Origin of the sequence: Janthinobacterium sp. PLB04, from assembly GCF_021165895.1 — a bacterium.
GTDB lineage: Bacteria > Pseudomonadota > Gammaproteobacteria > Burkholderiales > Burkholderiaceae_D > Janthinobacterium > Janthinobacterium lividum.
The window spans coordinates 3,836,847-3,853,537 of the sequence record NZ_CP088968.1 but is presented as its reverse complement, the minus strand read 5'-3'; the positions used below and the strand labels follow the sequence as shown (position 1 = coordinate 3,853,537).

Annotated in this window: 15 protein-coding genes; 7 read left to right on the top strand and 8 right to left on the bottom strand. The window is 64.3% G+C overall.

Annotation, left to right across the window (positions count from 1 at the left end; genetic code table 11):
* The first annotated feature begins 40 nt into the window (after nt 1-40).
* Nucleotides 41-964, top strand: a complete 924-nt coding sequence (locus tag LSO07_RS17120) for a LysR family transcriptional regulator (RefSeq protein WP_151095774.1) — start codon at nt 41-43, stop codon at nt 962-964.
* 16 nt (nt 965-980) lie between these two features.
* Nucleotides 981-1,733 (top strand): DUF4303 domain-containing protein, encoded by a 753-nt coding sequence (locus tag LSO07_RS17115; RefSeq protein ID WP_151095772.1) that lies wholly within the window; start codon nt 981-983, stop codon nt 1,731-1,733.
* Nucleotides 1,734-1,736: 3 nt separating this feature from the next.
* Here LSO07_RS17115 and LSO07_RS17110 read toward each other — a convergent pair whose 3' ends face one another.
* The 7 genes from LSO07_RS17110 to LSO07_RS17080 all read right to left on the bottom strand — a co-directional run bounded on the left by LSO07_RS17110 (nt 1,737) and on the right by LSO07_RS17080 (nt 9,023).
* Nucleotides 1,737-2,858 carry a metallophosphoesterase gene (locus tag LSO07_RS17110; protein ID WP_151095769.1) on the bottom strand — a complete coding sequence of 374 codons (1,122 nt, stop codon included), beginning with the start codon at nt 2,856-2,858 and terminating at the stop codon, nt 1,737-1,739.
* A 71-nt stretch (nt 2,859-2,929) separates the two neighbouring features.
* A complete protein-coding gene (locus LSO07_RS17105) occupies nt 2,930-4,444 on the bottom strand; it encodes an ATP-binding response regulator (protein ID WP_151095766.1) in 1,515 nt (504 codons plus the stop codon).
* Nucleotides 4,431-6,254, bottom strand: coding sequence for an ATP-binding protein (locus LSO07_RS17100; protein ID WP_151095763.1), 1,824 nt, complete (start codon nt 6,252-6,254; stop codon nt 4,431-4,433). The genes LSO07_RS17105 and LSO07_RS17100 overlap by 14 nt, the downstream gene beginning before the upstream one ends.
* Complete coding sequence (locus tag LSO07_RS17095) at nt 6,251-7,345, bottom strand: ATP-binding SpoIIE family protein phosphatase (protein WP_225317332.1); 1,095 nt, start codon at nt 7,343-7,345, stop codon at nt 6,251-6,253. The genes LSO07_RS17100 and LSO07_RS17095 overlap by 4 nt, the downstream gene beginning before the upstream one ends.
* The gene (locus LSO07_RS17090; protein ID WP_225317331.1) at nt 7,342-7,764 is read right to left on the bottom strand and encodes an ATP-binding protein; all 423 of its coding nucleotides are present in this window, start codon (nt 7,762-7,764) and stop codon (nt 7,342-7,344) included. The genes LSO07_RS17095 and LSO07_RS17090 overlap by 4 nt, the downstream gene beginning before the upstream one ends.
* 10 nt (nt 7,765-7,774) lie before the next feature.
* Nucleotides 7,775-8,137: an STAS domain-containing protein gene (locus LSO07_RS17085; RefSeq protein WP_034785745.1), complete on the bottom strand. Its 363-nt coding sequence runs from the start codon at nt 8,135-8,137 to the stop codon at nt 7,775-7,777.
* A 7-nt stretch (nt 8,138-8,144) separates the two neighbouring features.
* Nucleotides 8,145-9,023 (bottom strand): STAS domain-containing protein, encoded by an 879-nt coding sequence (locus tag LSO07_RS17080; protein WP_151095760.1) that lies wholly within the window; start codon nt 9,021-9,023, stop codon nt 8,145-8,147.
* A gap of 227 nt (nt 9,024-9,250) precedes the next feature.
* Here LSO07_RS17080 and LSO07_RS17075 point away from each other — a divergent pair, with 227 nt between their 5' ends.
* The 4 genes from LSO07_RS17075 to LSO07_RS17060 all read left to right on the top strand — a co-directional run bounded on the left by LSO07_RS17075 (nt 9,251) and on the right by LSO07_RS17060 (nt 12,993).
* Entirely contained in the window at nt 9,251-9,664 is a 414-nt protein-coding gene (locus LSO07_RS17075; protein ID WP_151095757.1) for a hemerythrin domain-containing protein, read from the top strand.
* Nucleotides 9,665-9,695: 31 nt separating this feature from the next.
* Nucleotides 9,696-10,877, top strand: coding sequence for an NO-inducible flavohemoprotein (gene hmpA / locus LSO07_RS17070; RefSeq protein WP_151095754.1), 1,182 nt, complete (start codon nt 9,696-9,698; stop codon nt 10,875-10,877).
* 128 nt (nt 10,878-11,005) lie between these two features.
* Complete coding sequence (locus LSO07_RS17065; RefSeq protein ID WP_046682872.1) at nt 11,006-11,314, top strand: DUF485 domain-containing protein; 309 nt, start codon at nt 11,006-11,008, stop codon at nt 11,312-11,314.
* A complete protein-coding gene (locus tag LSO07_RS17060; protein ID WP_151095750.1) occupies nt 11,311-12,993 on the top strand; it encodes a cation acetate symporter in 1,683 nt (560 codons plus the stop codon). The genes LSO07_RS17065 and LSO07_RS17060 overlap by 4 nt, the downstream gene beginning before the upstream one ends.
* A gap of 65 nt (nt 12,994-13,058) precedes the next feature.
* On the opposite strand, the gene LSO07_RS17055 is transcribed toward LSO07_RS17060, so the two are convergent.
* Complete coding sequence (locus tag LSO07_RS17055; protein WP_151095747.1) at nt 13,059-13,514, bottom strand: RrF2 family transcriptional regulator; 456 nt, start codon at nt 13,512-13,514, stop codon at nt 13,059-13,061.
* A gap of 340 nt (nt 13,515-13,854) precedes the next feature.
* Here LSO07_RS17055 and ppc point away from each other — a divergent pair, with 340 nt between their 5' ends.
* Nucleotides 13,855-16,608 carry a phosphoenolpyruvate carboxylase gene (gene ppc / locus LSO07_RS17050; RefSeq protein WP_208672407.1) on the top strand — a complete coding sequence of 918 codons (2,754 nt, stop codon included), beginning with the start codon at nt 13,855-13,857 and terminating at the stop codon, nt 16,606-16,608.
* Nucleotides 16,609-16,691: the final 83 nt, after the last annotated feature.

Genomic DNA, 16,691 nt, shown 5'->3' with positions numbered 1-16,691 from the left:
TTTCAACCATTACTATCAGATGAGCGGGTAGAATAGGCGCATGGACGCTCTCAATCACTTGCAATCCTTCGTGCTGTCTGCCGAACTGGGCAGCTTTTCCGCCGCCGCGCGCCGCCTGGGGCTGACGCCGGCCGCCGTCAGCAAGAACGTGGCGCGGCTGGAAGCGAGCCTGGGATTGCGGCTGTTCCAGCGCAGCACGCGCCGCCTGACCCTGACGGAAGGGGGCGAACGCTTCCTGCAGCAGATCGGCGGCGCCCTGTCCACCTTGCGCGAGGCGATCGCCGGCGTGGCCGAAGAGGGCGGCCAGCCGGCCGGCATACTGAAAATCAGCATGGCGCCGTCGTTCGGACGCAGCTACGTGGTGCCCCTGCTGGGCGACTTCATCGCGCGCTACCCTGGCGTCATTCCCGACTGCCATTTCGACAACCGGCAAGTGGACCTGATCGGCGAAGGGTTTGACGTGGCCATCGGCGGCGGCATCGAGCTGACGCCCGGCGTGGTGGCGCGCGAACTGGGCCACGCCCACATCGTCGCCACGGCGTCGCCCGCCTTCATGCAGGGGAAAATCCTGCCCGTGCACCCATCGGACCTGGCGCACTTCGACGGCGTGGCGCGCCGCTCGGCCGGCAGCGGCAGATTGCGCAGCTGGATACTGCGTGATGGTTCCGGCGGCGAAGGCGTGGCCGAATGCCGGCCGCGCGCCATCTTCGACGACCCGGAAGCGATGGCGCAGGCGGCCATCCTGGGCGTCGGTGTGGCGCTGCTGCCCATGCCGCACGCGCTGGCCCACTTGCGCAGCGGCGCCCTGGTGCGGCTGCTGCCTGGCTGGCATGCCGATTCCGGCCCCCTGTCCGTGTACTATCCCAGCAAGAAGCTCTTGCCCGCGAAGACGCGCGTGTTCGTCGATTTCCTGCTGGAGCAGTTCCGCCAGCGCGATTTCGCCGCGCAGATACGGCCCGATTAAACGATGAACAATTCCCATGCATAGTAACTACAGCCTGTTTTACACCTTTGACGGCGATCAGCCGGCCCGCTTCCGGGAAGCGCGCGTATTCGGCACGAGCGTCTGGACGGCCGCCGGCGCGGCCATGACTTGGGGCGCGGAGACGCGCAACGACTACGCCAGCGAGGCGCAGGCGCACGCCGCCTACCTGTGCCACTGCCATGCAGCGCTGGCCGACGGCTATGCCCTGGCGCGCGCCATGCTGATCGACCCGGCCGTCTTCGATTTCGCGCTGCTGCAAACCCTGGTGGCGCACGCCGCGCGCCAGGCTGTCGAAGCCGTGCGCCGTGCGCATCCGGACCAGCACATCGACGCCTTCGCGCTGGTGAGCGACGACAGCGCCATGACCATCGGCCCGATGGCGAATAGCCGCGAAGCGCTGGCAGCCTCGGAATACGGCGACGAGATGCTGTGGAACCCGGCCGAATGGGCGTTCGACGAAGGTGGCGCGTACTTCGACAGCGCCTACCGCTTGCTGCTGCAGGCGCACCGCGGGCTGCCGTTCGACGTGGATTTCGCCACCTTTCGCACTGGGGTGTTCGACGCCTGCATCGCGGCGCTGGCGCAGCTTGACGCCGAAGGGATATTCGGTGCGGGCGCCCGGCGCGACGAAAGTGTGCTGCTGTTCGAGGTCAGCGACAGCGAAGCGGTGGACGGCGCCATGGCGCGCCTGAATCCGTCGGCGGTGGTGGCGCGTTTCGAGGCGTGGATGGCCAGCTGGGCGGAGTGAGTCTTACTCCGCCACCAGCCTGAGTAGCGTAATCTCCGCCGGCGCGCCGATGCGTTTCGGCGGACCCCAGTAGCCGGTGCCCCGGCTGACATAAATCCACAGCCGGCCTTGCCGGTGCAAGCCCGCCACGTAGGGCTGCTGCAGCGGCACGAACAGGTTCCATGGCCAGAATTGGCCGCCATGCGTGTGGCCCGACAATTGAAGGTCGTAGCCGCCCGCTTCGGCCTCGGGCGCGCTGCGCGGCTGGTGCGCCAGCAGGATGCGGGGGATATCGGCCGGTGCCCCGGCGATGGCGGCCTGCGGGTCGCTTTTCTGGGTAGGGTCGAAGGCGGCGGCATTGAAATCAGTCACGCCGGCCAGCGCCAGGCGCGCGCCGTCGTGCTCGAGCACCGCATGTTCGTTCATCAGCACGCGCAAGCCCAGGCGGCGAAATTCCGCCACCCACGGCGCGGCGCCCGAATAGTATTCATGGTTGCCCGTGACGAGGAAGACGCCATGGCGCGCGCGCAGCTCGCCCAACGGCGCCGTATGGCTGCCCAGTTGCGCCACCGTGCCGTCGACGACGTCGCCCGTGATGGCGATGATGTCGGGCTGCAGGCCATTGGCGCGCGCGACGATGGCCTGCACGTAGGCGCGCTTGATGGTGGCGCCCACGTGGATGTCGCTCAGCTGCACGATGGTCAAGCCCTGCAAGGCGGCCGGCAGGCCGGCGATGGGCACTGTCACTTCGCGCACGCGCGCCACCCGGCGGGCGTTGATGAAGCCGACGACGGTGGCCAGCAGGGCCAGGAGCAGCACGGCCACGGCGGATGTCTGCGCGTGCTGGCGGGCGGCGGGAATCAGCAAGGTGAGTTCGCGCAGCACGGCGAGCACGAACAGCGAGGAAAAAAAGCCCATGCACAGCGAGCCGGCCCAGCTCAAACGGTCGGCCAGGCGCGCATCGTTGGTGACGGCGCGGGCGAAGATCGTCATCGGCATGAGCATGGTCGACGCCAGCAAGACCAGGCCGCCCAGCAGCCAGCCGGCCAGGTCGACGGGCAGCGAAGGCAACAGCAGCCAGCCCAGCAGGGCGTGCAGGGCGCCTAGTATCATGGTGATGCGCAGCAGCGGCGTGCGGGTGGTCATGTCATGGTTCCAGAGGTGAGGCGGCCGCCGATTATAGCCGACGCCCTGGCCGCAGGCAGCCGCCACCCTGCTCAGGGGGCGATATGCAATCCCAGCATGGCCAGCTTGCCGAAATCGACAGGCTTGGCGAAGTGCTCGTTGAAGCCGGCCTGCAGGGCCGCCTGGCGGTCGTGTTCCTGGCCGTAGCCGGTCAGCGCGACGAGCAGGAATTGCTGCGGTATCGGCAACTGGCGCAGTTTGACGGCCACGTCGTAGCCGCTCATGTCGGGCAGGCCGATATCGAGAAAGACGATGTCGGGCTTGAATTCCAGGGTGCGCTCGGTGGCTTGTATCCCCGTGTAGGCCGTGCGCACCGTGTGGCCGTACATTTCCAGCAATTCGGCCAGGGTGTCGGCCGCATCGCAGTTGTCGTCGACGACGAGGATGCGCTGGCTGCCGCCGGTGGCCGTCTCCGGTACTGGCGCGGCCGGCAGCGGCACGTTGGCGTCGAGCGGAAGGATGACTTCGAAGGTGCTGCCCAGTCCCACGCCGGGGCTGTGCACGCTGACCTGGCCGCCGTGCAAGGTCACCAGATTGCGCACCAGCGACAGGCCGATGCCCAGGCCATCCTGCACCCGGTCGGGCGAATGGCCGCTCTGCTCGAACAGGCCGAAGATGCTGTCGATGTTGGCGGCGGCGATGCCGATGCCGTTGTCGCTCAGGCGGATGCGCACGTTGTCGCCTTCACGCCCGGCGCTAATGGCGATGCGCCCGCCCGGCGCCGTGAACTTGGCCGCGTTGAGCAGCAGGTTGGCGACGATCTGCGACAGGCGCACGGCGTCGCCGCAGACCCACAGTTCTTCCTGGGGCAGGTTCACGTCCAGCGCGTGGCCGCGCGCCTCGACGCTGTGCGAACTCGTTTCCAGCGCGCTGCGGATGACGCTGGCCAGGCTTACGCTTTCCCATTGCAGCGAGATTTTGCCCTGCGAAATGCGCGACACGTCGAGCAGGTCGTCGACCAGGCGCACCAGGTGGTCCGTGTGGCGGCCAATGGTGCGGCGCGCATTGTCCTGGATGGCCGGCACGACGGGATCGAGCTTGCACAGCAGGGCCAGCGCCGTGCGGATGGGACCCAGCGGGTTGCGCAATTCATGCGCGAGCGTGGACAGGAATTCATCCTTGCGGCGGTCCACGTCGCGCAGCGCGCGCTCGACGCGTCCCAGGCGCAGCAGCGCCTTGACGTTGGCGATCAGTTCATCGGCCTCGATGGGCTCGACCAGGTAATTGTCGGCGCCGCCGTCGAGGGCGCGGATCTTGTCGGCCGAGCCGATGCAGGAAGCGGACGTCTGCAGCACCAGGATGGTGTTCGTCTCGGTGCCACCCTTCAATTGGCGGCACACTTCCAGGCCGTTGATGTCGGGCAGCTTGACGTCGAGGAGGATCAGGTTGGGGTGGTCCTGGCGGGCGCGCAGCAGCGCGTCTCCCCCGTTCGAGGCTTCGATGACCTTGAAGCCGGCGCGTTTGAGGATGCGCGACTTGGCGTAGCGTGCGCCGTCGCTGTCATCGACGTTCAGGATCAGAGCATCGCTGTTGTTATCCGGTAGCATGCGCATTGTCCCAGGTGGTTGTGCCTTGCGGCGGAACCGGCTCTTGCCGGTGGTGTTGGTTGCCGATCAGCGCGCGCAGGGTCGCCAGCAATTGCTGGCGCGACAGCGGCTTGACGTAGTAGGCGTCGGCGCCCAGGGCCAGGCCCTTGCGCACGTCGTCGATCTCGGTGGCGACGATGACGGGCACCTGGCGCCGCAGCGGGTCGTTTTTCAGTTCGGCCAGCCAGTGCCAGGCCGTTTCGCCGTGCAGCATGATGTCGAGGATGACGGCGGCCGGGCGCTGCTGCTCCCAGCGCTCCTGCGCTTCGCGCACGCTGCGCGCGGGGACCACGCGAAATTCGCTGCCGGCCAAAAATTTTTCATACAGCAGGCGCACGGGTGGATTGTCTTCCACCACCAGCACGCCGATGCGCTGGTCGTTGCCGTTGTCGTTGGCCGACGCGCTCGGCGGCAGGCTGCCTTCGGGCGCATGGTAGCTGGCGGGCAGGACGACGGAAAACAGCGAGCCCTCGCCCGGCGTGCTTTCCACGCTCACCGTGCCATTGAGCAGGGTGGCCAGGTTGCGGCACAGGGGCAGGCCCAGGCCCGTGCCCTTGACCTTGCGCTGCATGTGGTTTTCCACCTGGCTGAATTCTTCGAAGATCAGCTGCACGTCTTCGGCGGCGATGCCCAGGCCCGTGTCGGAGACGGAAAAGCGGATGGCATCCGGCTCCGGCAAGGGCGTGGCGCTGACGATGATGGCGCCCGCTTCCGTGAACTTCAGGGCGTTGGCGATGAAGTTGCGCAGGATTTGCGACAGCTTGCCTTCATCCGTGTGGATGTGCAGCGCCGGGTCGGGGTCGATGAAGGTCAAGGTCAGCGACTCGGACACCAGCAGCGGGCGCAGCATGCCGCGCAGGGCGCTGAACAGGTCGGCCACCTGGAAGCTGTTGGCATGCACGTCGACCTTGCCCGCCTCGATCTTGGCCAGGTCCAGCAGGTCGTTGACCAGTTCGCTCAGGCTGACGGCGCTTTGCAGGATGAACCGCACCTGCTTTTCCTGTTCCTCGGACAGCTCGCCGTCGATACGGTCGAGCAGCAGCTTGGACAGGGCGCGGATGGAGCTGAGCGGGGTGCGGAATTCATGGCTCATGTTGGACAGGAAGCGCGATTTCATCTGGTCGGCGCGGCGCAGGTGGTCGGCTTTCTCGTCCAGCTCCGCGAATAGCGCCACCACGCCCCGGTTGGTGTCTTCCAGTTCGCGCGTCAGCTGCAGCAGGTCGTCCTGGCGCGTCTTCAGTTCGGCCAGGGTGCTCAGGAGTTCGCGGTTCTGCTGCTGCACTTCGGACAGCGTGATATCCGGCGGCAGCGCCTGCAGGCTGCCGGACAGCACGCCGATCGTGGCGCCGTCGAGCAGGGGCGCGTCACGGGGGAACAGCTTGTGCAGGGTGATCTGCGTGCCGTCGCCCGGCGTGCTGTGGATATGGCAGCGGTCCATCAGGCGCTGGGCGCCCAGGATGCCCAGGCCCATGCCCGTAGGCGAGCGGTAGGTGCCGGCCAGTATCTTGTCGAGCTGCGCGATGCCGGGGCCCTGGTCCTCGATGCGGATGCTGAGCACCTGCGGCGCCGTCTGGCCATCGATGGCGAAATGCACCTTGCCGCTGCCGGCGTAGTTGTAGACGTTGCGCGCGAGTTCCGATACGGCCGTGGCGATGCGCACCTGGTCCTGCACGCCGAAGCCGCACAGGGCGGCGATCTGCCGTGCGCGCTGGCGCGCGCCCACCACATCGAGTTCGCTGCCGATATGGGCTGTCAATATGCGTTGTGTCATGCCGCACCTGTCCCTTCCGCTGTTTCAGCTGTTACAGCCTGGTGTTCCTCATGTTCGCGCAGCACCACCACCGTGACGTCGTCGCGCCCGCGCGCAAAATCCCGGTACAGCACGGCGGCGACGAGGCTGGGGTGGCATTGCGCCAGGCCCGGATAGCGCTCCAGGTCCCAGCGCGTGTGCAAGCCGTCCGAATGCATGATCAGTGTCGTGGCCTGCTGCCATGGAAAGCAAAACTCCTGCACCTTGCGCAGATTGCTGCCGACGATGCCGTTATGCGACAGCAGATGCCGGCGCTGCTGCGCGTCGAAGGCGCAGGCGGCGATATTGCCCACGCCCGCGTAGCGCAATTCGCGGCGTGCACTGTCGATATGCGCCACCGCCAGGGCCGCGCCGCGCGTGGCACGCAGGGCGCCGTGGGCCAGTTCGATGAAGGAGGCGGGCAGGGGCGGCAAGCCGGGAGTGCTGTGTTCCAGCAGGGCGCTGGCGCATTCCGAAGCGCGCGCCGCCAGCGGGCCGTGGCCCAGGCCATCGGCCACCATCAGGCTCAGTTCATGGCCTTCGCAGACGACGTTCCAGGCGTCGCCGCACACCTGTTCCGAGGCCAGCGGCAGGCATACGGCGCCGATCTGCCAGTTCGGACTGGCAGGAATGGCGCTGCTGGCGTGCTGTCCCCATACCACCATCATCAGCACCGTGCCCTTGCCGGGCGCCGTGTACAGGTCGAACTCCTGGCTCAGGCGGCGTATCGCGCCCAGTCCCACGCCGTAGGTGCCCGTGGTGGAATGGCCATCCTGCATGTGCTGGCGCACGTTGGCCATGCCGGGACCGTTGTCGATGGCCAGCACTTCGATGCCGCTGGTGCCGCCGCGCAGCACCTTGCGCAGCAGGATTTCGCCGCGCTGCGCGTGCTTGACGATGTTGGTCGCCGCCTCGCTGATGATGATGGCCAGCTGGCCCGTGCGCACGTCGTCGAAGCCGATGCGGCGCGCCAGTTCGTTGCCGGCGCGGCGGGCCGCGGCGATCTCGCTCGGTTCGCCGATGGGAAAACTGCGTTGCCTGGCAATGTCAGGGGCTTGGTCGAGGTGGTTCAAAACAGCTTCCATTTCGCGATGGTGACAGTGGTGCCCGCGCCGGGCGCCGTGTCGATGTGAAATGCGTCGGCCAGGCGCTTGGCGCCGCCCAGCCCCAGTCCCAGCCCACCGCCGCTGGTATAACCATCGGTCAGCGCCAGGGGAATATCTTCGATGCCCGGTCCCGCATCGACAAAGCGCAGCTCCAGTCCCTGGCGCGCGCCATCGCTGACGCGCGCGATGCGCGCTTCGCCCCCGCCGCCGTAGCGCAGGGTATTGCGCGCCAGCTCGCTCGCCGCCGTGATGATCTTGGTCTGTTCGATCAGGCCAAAACCCATGGCGACCATGCTGTCGCGTACCTGCTTGCGCAGCCGTACGACGTCTTCGTCGTTGTGCAGGGGCAGGATCTGCGCGCTCTCGTGTGCCTGCGCGCCTAGCACGGCGCCCCCGTCATGCGCATGCGCCGCCCCGTTCCAGCAGCTTGATGCCCAGCTCCACGTTGAGCGCCGTGCTCACGCCTTCCAGCGTCAGCCCCAGTTCCACGAGGGTGATGGCGACGGCTGGCTGCATGCCGACGACGACGGTGCGCGCGTCGAGGATTTTCGCCATCGCCGCCGTATTGCTGATCATGCGGCCGATGAAGGAGTCGACGATGTCGAGCGCGGAAATGTCGATCAGCACGCCCGTGGCGCGGTCCGTCACGATGCGGGTGGTCAGGTCGTCCTGCAAGGTCATCGCCAGGCGGTCATGCATGTCCACCTGGATCGTCACCAGCAGCAGCCGGCCCATGCGTAAAATGGGGATTCTTTCCATAGGCGCCTCAGTGTTGTTGCTGCTGGTAGGTGATGCTGGAGCCCGTGCGTTTCAGGGCCACGACGAAGGCGTCGGCCAGCGTGGCCTTGGTCATCACGTCTTCCAGGTTGACGCCCAGGTGCACGATGGTTTGCGCGATCTGCGGGCGGATACCGCTGATGATGCAGTCGGCGCCCATCAGGCGCGCGGCGGCGATGGTTTTCAGCAGATGCTGCGCCACCAGGGTGTCGACGGTAGGCACGCCCGTGATATCGATGATGGCGATCAGGGCGCCCGTGTCGACGATCTTTTGCAGCAGGCTTTCCATCACCACCTGCGTGCGCGCGCTGTCGAGGGTGCCGATCAGGGGCAGGGCCAGCACGTTTTGCCACAGCTGCACCACGGGCGTGGACAGCTCCAGCAATTCCTGCTGCTGTCGCAGAATCACCTGTTCGCGCGCTTTCTGGTAGATGGCGATGGTCAGCAGGCCCAGTTCGTCGAACAGCTTGCTGGTGCTGACGATGGCGTCGCCCAGTTGCTCCGGATGCGCCGTGATTGCCTTGCGCAGGTAGGCGAACAGCGGTTCCTTGAGGGCAAACATGAAGCTGGCCGTGTCGATCGGCGAATAGCCCTGGCGCACGCGCGACTGCGATATCTCCGCCAGCAGCTGGCGCGTATCGTCCCAGGCGCCGCCTTCGATGTCGAACGAGTCGCCGCTTTCCAGCGCGCCCGCCAGCAGCGGCAGGAATTGCGATGCCTGCTGGCGCAGCTCGTTCTCGGCGATCTTGTCGCGCCGCACCAGGCGGGCGATCAGGCCGGCCATCCAGCCGTCCAGCAGGTCCGTGTGGTGCTCGTTGATGATGCCTGCCAGTTGCTGCGCCTGGCCCGTGCCCGTCTTGTTTTTCATGCTCATCCTTGGCTGGAGTGGAGGGTGCGGCACGGCCGCAAACGGGCCTGTGCTGTGATAAATAAATTATAGGCAGACATGGCCGTAGCTTGTGTTCTCTGGCGCACATAGTGGCGCATGTCGTTTCAGATTCCTTCAGGAAACACTTATGCATTTAAAGATGCATGTAATTTGCATGTTTAGGCGAATTCCGCTACACTGGGGACACTCAACAAGAGAAATACGCCATGAATATCGACAAATTCAAACAGCAGCACCTGGACATCCTGGCCGCCATTGACGACTTGCGCCGGCTGGCGCGCGGCGGTGTGGCTGCGCAGGCGCAAGCCATTGCCGAACAGATCATTGCCATGAGCGGCTTGATCAAGCTGCACCTGGCCGTCGAGCAGCGCTACCTGTATCCGGCTGCGCAAGCGTCCGGCGTGGCCAAGGTGGCACAACTGGGACGCCGGTACGAAAACGAAATGCAAGGCATCGCCGGCGCCTACCTGGATTTCGCCGGCCGCTGGAATACGCCCGTGCGCCTGGAAACCGAACCGGAAGCCTTCCGCAGCGAAGCCAATACCGTGCTGCACGCGCTGTTCCAGCGCATGCGGCGCGAAGACCACGAGTTATATCCAGCCGTTGAAACGCTGGCCTGAGACCGCTTACAAATATACACAGGAGTTTTACATGCTGACCCAAGAACAACGCGCCATCATCACGGCCACCGTCCCCATCCTCGAGCAGGGCGGCGAAGCGCTGACGCGCCACTTCTACAAGAATCTGTTCCGCGACCATCCCGAAGTTCTGCCGTACTTTAACCAGGCGCACCAGCATAGCGGCGACCAGCAGCGCGCGCTGGCCAATGGCGTGCTGATATATGCCAAAAATATCGACAAGCTTGCGGCGCTAGGCGACCTGGTGGCCACCATCGTCAACAAGCACGTGGCCCTGCAGATCCGCGCCGAGCACTATCCGCTGGTGGGTGCCAGCCTGCTGCAAGCGATACGCGAAGTGCTGGGCGAAGAGGTCGCCAGCGATGCCGTCATCGACGCCTGGGGCGCGGCGTATGGCCAGCTGGCCGACATCCTGGCCGGCGAAGAAGGGCGCATCTACAAGGCGCAGGCGGCCGCACCGGGCGGCTGGAGCGGCGCGCGCGATTTCTTAGTACACAGCAAGACGGTGGAAAGCGGCGAGATCACCTCCTTCCTGATGGCGCCCGCCGATGGCCAGCCCGTGCTCGACTTTGCGCCAGGTCAATATATCGGCGTGCTGGCCACCGTCGATGGCGTGCCCATGCGCCGCCAGTATTCCTTGTCGGCCGCCAGCAATGGTCAGACGTATCGCATCAGCGTCAAGCGCGAAGAGGGCGGCAAGGTCTCGAATTTCTTCCACGATCACGTGCAGGCGGGCGACACCGTGCAGCTGACGCCGCCCTCGGGCGACTTCGTGCTGACGGATAGCGACAAGCCGCTGGTGCTGATCAGCGGCGGCGTGGGCATCACGCCGACCCTGGCCATGCTGACGGCGGCCCTGCGCGGCAAGCGTCCCGTGCATTTCATCCACGCGGCGCGCAACCACGGCGTGCATGCGTTCCGCGCGCAGATCGACGCGCTGGCCGCGCAGCACCCGCAGCTGCAGCGGTATTACTGCTACGCGGAACATGGCGGCGAACAGGACGCACCGGACGCCGTCGGCTTGCTGAGTAAGGAGCAGCTCGGCCACTGGCTGCCGGTTTCGCGCGACGTCGACGCCTACTTCCTGGGACCGCAGCCATTCATGCGCGCTATCAAGCAATACCTGCGCGAACTGGGCGTGCCGGAACAGCAGACGCACCACGAGTTCTTCGGACCGGCTGCCGCACTGAATTGATTTTTTTCTGCATTGTGTTGTCACCGCGAGAAAAAACGCTGCCGTAAGGGGCGGGTAAGTCTCGGACTGTACTGTGAATCCAAGCTCGAAAACAAAAGAGCAGCTTTTACATAACAGGAGGCAACACAATGCATGACGATCTGGTTCAAAAAATCAAGAGCGACCCCAGCTATCATCAGCTGGTCAAGGTGCGTTCCCGCTTCGGCTGGGCGCTGACGGGCCTGATGATGCTGGTGTACTACGGCTACATCCTGCTCATCGCCTTCAACAAGGAATTTCTGGCCACTAAGACGGGCGCCGGCGTGATGACCTGGGGCATGCCGATCGGCCTGTTCGTCATCGTGTTTACCGTGCTGGTCACCGGCATCTATGTGCGCCGCGCCAACAAGCAATTTGACGACCTGACCAGCGCCATCCAGGCACGGGTGCAAGCATGAGCGCCGCCAAGCATGTGCTGCGCGGCGTGTCTTGCCTGAGTGCCCTGGCGCTGCTGGGCGCCAGCAATGCCGCGTTCGCGGCCGGCGCCGACCTGGGCCAGGCAGTCAAGCAACCGACCAACTGGACGGCGATCATCATGTTCGCCGCCTTCGTTATTTTTACATTGTTCGTCACCAAGTGGGCGGCCAAGAAGACCAAGTCGGCCTCCGATTTCTACACGGCTGGCGGCGGCATCACAGGCTTCCAGAATGGCCTGGCCATTGCGGGCGACTATATGTCGGCCGCCTCCTTCCTCGGCATTTCCGCGGCCGTCTTTTTGAACGGCTATGATGGCCTGATCTACGCCATCGGCTTTCTTGTCGGCTGGCCCATCATCACCTTTTTGATGGCCGAGCGCTTGCGCAACCTGGGACGCTTTACCTTTGCCGACGTGGCCGCCTACCGCTTCAAGCAGGCGCCGATCCGCATCTTTTCGGCTTCCGGCACCCTGGTCGTCGTGGCCTTTTATCTGATCGCGCAGATGGTCGGCGCGGGCCAGCTGATCAAGCTGCTGTTCGGCCTCGAATACTGGATCGCCGTCGTCCTGGTCGGTACATTGATGATGATCTACGTGCTGTTTGGCGGCATGACGGCCACCACCTGGGTGCAGATCATCAAGGCGGTGATGCTGCTGGGCGGCGCCACCTTCATGGCCGTGGCCGTGCTGGCGCAATTCAACTTCAGCCCGGAAGCGCTGTTCGCCAAGTCGGTGGACGTGCACGCGACCAAGGAAGCCATCATGGGCCCGGGTTCCTTCATCAAGGACCCGATCTCGGCCATCTCGTTCGGCATGGCGCTGATGTTCGGTACGGCCGGCTTGCCGCACATCCTGATGCGTTTCTTCACGGTACCGAGCGCCAAGGAAGCGCGCAAATCCGTGTTCTGGGCCACCACCTGGATCGCTTACTTCTATGTGTTGACTTTCATCATAGGCTTTGGCGCGATCGTGCTGGTGAGCACCAATCCCGAGTTCAAGGATGCTGCCGGCAAGCTGCTGGGTGGCAACAACATGGCGGCCGTGCACCTGGCCAAGGCCGTGGGCGGCAACGTCTTCCTCGGCTTCATGTCGGCAGTCGCGTTTGCCACCATCCTGGCCGTCGTGGCGGGCTTGACCCTGTCGGGCGCGTCGGCCGTGTCGCACGATCTGTATGCCACCGTCATCAAGAAGGGCAAGGCCACGGGCGCCAACGAATTGAAAGTGTCGCGCGTGACGACGGTCGTGCTGGGCATCATCGCCGTGGTGCTGGGCATCGCCTTTGAAAAGCAGAACATCGCCTTCATGGTCTCGCTGGCATTCGCCATCGCCGCCTCGGCCAACTTCCCCGTGCTGTTCATGTCGGTGCTGTGGAAGGATTGCACCACGCGGGGAGCCACCATCGGCGGCTTCCTGGGCTTGACCACGGCTGTCGCGCTGACGGTGGTGTCGAAGTCCGTGTGGGTCGACGTGCTCGGCCATGGCGAAGCGCTGTTTCCTTACGCGTCGCCAGCGCTGTTCTCGATGACGGCCGGCTTCGTTGGCATCTGGCTGTTCTCTGTGCTCGACAAGAGCCCCCGCGCGCGCATCGACCGCGCCGGCTACGAAGCGCAGCAAATGCGTTCGGAAACGGGTATCGGCGCGGCAGGGGCCAGCGCGCATTGATGCATTAATTAGTTACTGAAGGAACAATGCCCGGCTTGCCGGGCATTGTTGTTTTTAGCACGCGCTTACTTTGCCACGTGCAGGGGGATGATGCCTGGCGCCAGCGCCGAAGAGTCCTGCGTTCTTGCGAGTATCGATGCGAGGGTCACCGTGTCGAGCACGGCCAGGAAGGCGGCCGTGGCCTGGCCCAGCTTGGCCTTCAGCAGGCAATCAGGCGTCAGCGGGCAAGTGTTGTTTTCCTTGTTAAAACATTCCGCCATGAAAAAATCGCTTTCCGTCTCGCGCACGACGGTGCCGATATTGATCTCGGCTGGGTCGCGCGCCAGGCGCAGGCCGCCATTTCTCCCACGTACCGTTTCCACGATGCCTGACAGGCCCAGCTGGTGCACCACCTTCATCAGGTGATTCTTCGAGATGGAATGCAGGTCGGCGATGTCCTGGATGGTCACGAGGCGGTCGCGGTGCGCGCCCAAGTACATCAGGGTGCGCAGGGTGTAGTCGGTATAGGCAGTCAGTCGCATGGGTATCATTCATAAGATGTGGATTACATCCTTGTTTGAACCGCAGCATACAGGAGAGCGCCGGCCCTGTGTGTTGCGCCGTCACTTTTCAGCCTCGAAAGACAAAAGTTGATTGCCTTTCGCTCAAATGCGTAGTAAATTTTCATATTGTTGCCGTGGCAAACAGCTCGTAAGCCCTTGCTTACCCTTTGGGTGGGATTTTTATTGATGGAAATCAAGAGGATGGTGAAGCAATAAGGTAAATTTACTACAAATTGGACGATGGGCGTTTCTCGGGCCGGGAAGCGCGTACTACGCAATCTGTGCGGTGCCGCCGTGGCCGCCCCAGGAAATGAATACCATGCAAATGAATGAAGTGAAAGACGAGCTGCTGAGCAGCGATATCCGCCAGCTGGGCCGTCTGCTGGGCGACGCCATCCGCAACCACCTGGGCGACCCCGCCTTCGAACGCATCGAACATGTGCGCCAGCTGGCCATCCGTTTCCGCCGCGACAATGATGAAGCGGCGCGCGCGCAGCTGTCGGACGCGCTGCAAGCGCTGTCGCAGGAAGAAACCACGCAGTTGACGCGCGCTTTCAGCTATTTCTCGCTGCTGGCCAATATTGCAGAAGACCAACATCACATCCGCCGCACGCGCGCCCATCTGATCGCCGGCTCGCCGCCGCGCCAGGGTAGCCTCAGCCATGCCGTCGGCAACGTGTTTGACGCCGGCAAGGCTGATGCGCTGGCATCGTTCTTTGAAGATGCGTTTGTCAGCCCTGTCTTCACGGCGCATCCGACGGAAGTGCAGCGCAAGAGTATCCAGAATTGCCAGATGGCCATCGCCCGCCTGTTGAGCGAGCGCGACCGCGTGCAAATGACCCCGGAAGAGGCCGAGCAAAACGAAGAAGCGCTGGGCCGTGGCATCGTCACCCTATGGCAGACGCGTCTGCTGCGCACCAGCAAGCTGTCCGTCATGGATGAAGTGGCCAATGGCCTGTCGTTCTACGACCATACGATCCTGCGTGAACTGCCGAAATTGTATTCCTCGCTGGAAACCATGCTGGCCCAGCGTGATGCCCGCTGGGAAGATGCGGAATTACCCAATTTCATGAAAGTGGGCAGCTGGATCGGCGGCGACCGCGACGGCAACCCGTTTGTCACGGCCGACATCCTGCGCAGTACCCTGCAAACGCAGGCTGACAAGGTACTCGATTTTTACCTCGGTGAATTGCGCAAGCTCGCTTCGCAACTGTCGCTGGCGCAAATACTGAACGCGTGCAGCGAACCGCTGCGCGCGCTGGCCGAGCGCTCGGCCGATGCGTCGCCGCACCGGGTCGACGAACCGTACCGCCGCGCCCTGCACGGCATCCATGCACGCCTGGACGCCACGCGCGTGGTGCTATCCGGCAAGGGCAAGCAGGCAGACGGCGTGCAGCCCTACGCTGCCGCTGTTGAACTGCTGGCTGACCTGGACGTCGTCCAGCATTCGCTGGTCAGCAATGGCTTGCGTGCGCTGGCGCGCGGCCGGCTGCGCCAGCTGCGCCGCGCCGTCAAGGTCTTCGGCTTTTCGCTGGCGCCGCTCGACTTGCGCCAGAATTCCGACGTGCATGAGCGCGTCGTGGGCGAACTGTTCGCGGGTGCTCAGCCGGGCCTCGTCTACCTGGACCTCGATGAAGAGCAGCGCATCAGCTTGCTGCTGGCCGAGCTGGAGTCGCCACGCCTGCTGACCTCGCCGTATGCGCACTACTCGGAAGAAACGACGTCCGAACTCGACATCTTCCGCGCCGTGCGCGAGGCCCATGTCAAATATGGCAAGGAATCGGTACCGAACTGCATCATCTCGAAGGCGGCCAGCGTCTCGGACTTGCTGGAAGTGGCCTTGCTGCTCAAGGAAGTAGGCTTGCTGCGCCAGGATAGCCGCGAAGTCGATGTCAACATCATTCCCCTGTTCGAAACCATCGACGACTTGCGCGCCGGCCCCGCCATCATGGCGCGCGCCTTCGGCTTGCCGTTCTACCGTGGATTGCTCGCGTCGCGCACCGACCAGCAGGAAGTCATGCTTGGTTACTCGGACAGCAACAAGGACGGCGGCTTCTTGACCTCCGGCTGGGAACTCTACAAGGCCGAGATCGAGCTGGTGACGGTGTTCAAGCAATACCAGATCAAGCTGCGATTGTTCCACGGCCGCGGCGGTTCCGTCGGCCGTGGCGGCGGACCCAGCTACGAAGCCATCCTGGCCCAGCCGGCCGGCGCCGTGCAGGGACAGATCCGTTTGACGGAGCAAGGCGAAGTCATCACAGCCAAGTATGCGAACCCGGAAGTGGGGCGCCGCAACCTGGAAGTGCTGGTGGCGGCCACCATCCAGTCGACCCTGCTGCCGCAGGCGCAGCTGCAACCGAAGGCCTCGGCAGGCGCGGGCCACCTGGCCGCGATGGAAGAGCTTTCGGGAACGGCCCTGAACGCCTACCGCGACCTCGTCTACGGCACGGAGGGCTTTGAACAGTATTTCTGGGAATCGACGGTGATCGCGGAGATTGCCGCCCTGAATATCGGCAGCCGTCCCGCCTCGCGCAAGAAATCCACGTCCATCGAGGATTTGCGCGCCATTCCCTGGGTCCTGAGCTGGGCGCAATGCCGTTTGATGCTGCCGGGCTGGTTTGGTTTCGGTTCTGCCGTGCAAGCCTACCTGGCGGCCCATCCTGCCGATGGCGCGGACGTGCTGCGCGGCATGTACACGGACTGGCCATTCTTCACGTCCTTGCTGTCGAACATGGATATGGTCCTGGCCAAGAGCGATATCGCCATCGCCGGCAAGTATGCGGAATTGGTCAAGGACAAGGCATTGCGCGACGCCATCTTTACGCGCATCCGCGCCGAATATGCGGCAACGCTCGACGCCCTGAAGCTGATCACGGGCCAGGAAGAGTTGCAGCAAGCCAATCCGCTGATGCAGCGTTCGATACGCAACCGCTTCCCGTATATCGATCCGCTCAACCACGTGCAGGTGGAGCTGCTGAAACGTTTCCGCGAGGGTAAGCAGGACGCGGCGGCGCGCACGGGCATCCATTTGTCGATCAACGGCATTGCGGCGGGGTTGCGCAACAGCGGTTAGATGGCACCGAACCAAACCTGCTGCGCGTCGTGATTTGCGGCCTGCGATGCTCACTGTGCTCAAGCACAGTTCCGCTTCTCAGC

Bases quoted from the DNA above. Each gene is read 5' to 3' on its own strand.
- LSO07_RS17120 (WP_151095774.1), top strand. From the start codon at position 41: ATGGACGCTCTCAATCACTTGCAATCCTTCGTGCTGTCTGCCGAACTG.
- LSO07_RS17115 (WP_151095772.1), top strand. From the start codon at position 981: ATGCATAGTAACTACAGCCTGTTTTACACCTTTGACGGCGATCAGCCG.
- LSO07_RS17110 (WP_151095769.1), bottom strand. From the start codon at position 2,858: ATGACCACCCGCACGCCGCTGCTGCGCATCACCATGATACTAGGCGCC.
- LSO07_RS17105 (WP_151095766.1), bottom strand. From the start codon at position 4,444: ATGCTACCGGATAACAACAGCGATGCTCTGATCCTGAACGTCGATGAC.
- LSO07_RS17100 (WP_151095763.1), bottom strand. From the start codon at position 6,254: ATGACACAACGCATATTGACAGCCCATATCGGCAGCGAACTCGATGTG.
- LSO07_RS17085 (WP_034785745.1), bottom strand. From the start codon at position 8,137: ATGGAAAGAATCCCCATTTTACGCATGGGCCGGCTGCTGCTGGTGACG.
- LSO07_RS17080 (WP_151095760.1), bottom strand. From the start codon at position 9,023: ATGAAAAACAAGACGGGCACGGGCCAGGCGCAGCAACTGGCAGGCATC.
- LSO07_RS17075 (WP_151095757.1), top strand. From the start codon at position 9,251: ATGAATATCGACAAATTCAAACAGCAGCACCTGGACATCCTGGCCGCC.
- hmpA (WP_151095754.1), top strand. From the start codon at position 9,696: ATGCTGACCCAAGAACAACGCGCCATCATCACGGCCACCGTCCCCATC.
- LSO07_RS17065 (WP_046682872.1), top strand. From the start codon at position 11,006: ATGCATGACGATCTGGTTCAAAAAATCAAGAGCGACCCCAGCTATCAT.
- LSO07_RS17060 (WP_151095750.1), top strand. From the start codon at position 11,311: ATGAGCGCCGCCAAGCATGTGCTGCGCGGCGTGTCTTGCCTGAGTGCC.
- LSO07_RS17055 (WP_151095747.1), bottom strand. From the start codon at position 13,514: ATGCGACTGACTGCCTATACCGACTACACCCTGCGCACCCTGATGTAC.
- ppc (WP_208672407.1), top strand. From the start codon at position 13,855: ATGCAAATGAATGAAGTGAAAGACGAGCTGCTGAGCAGCGATATCCGC.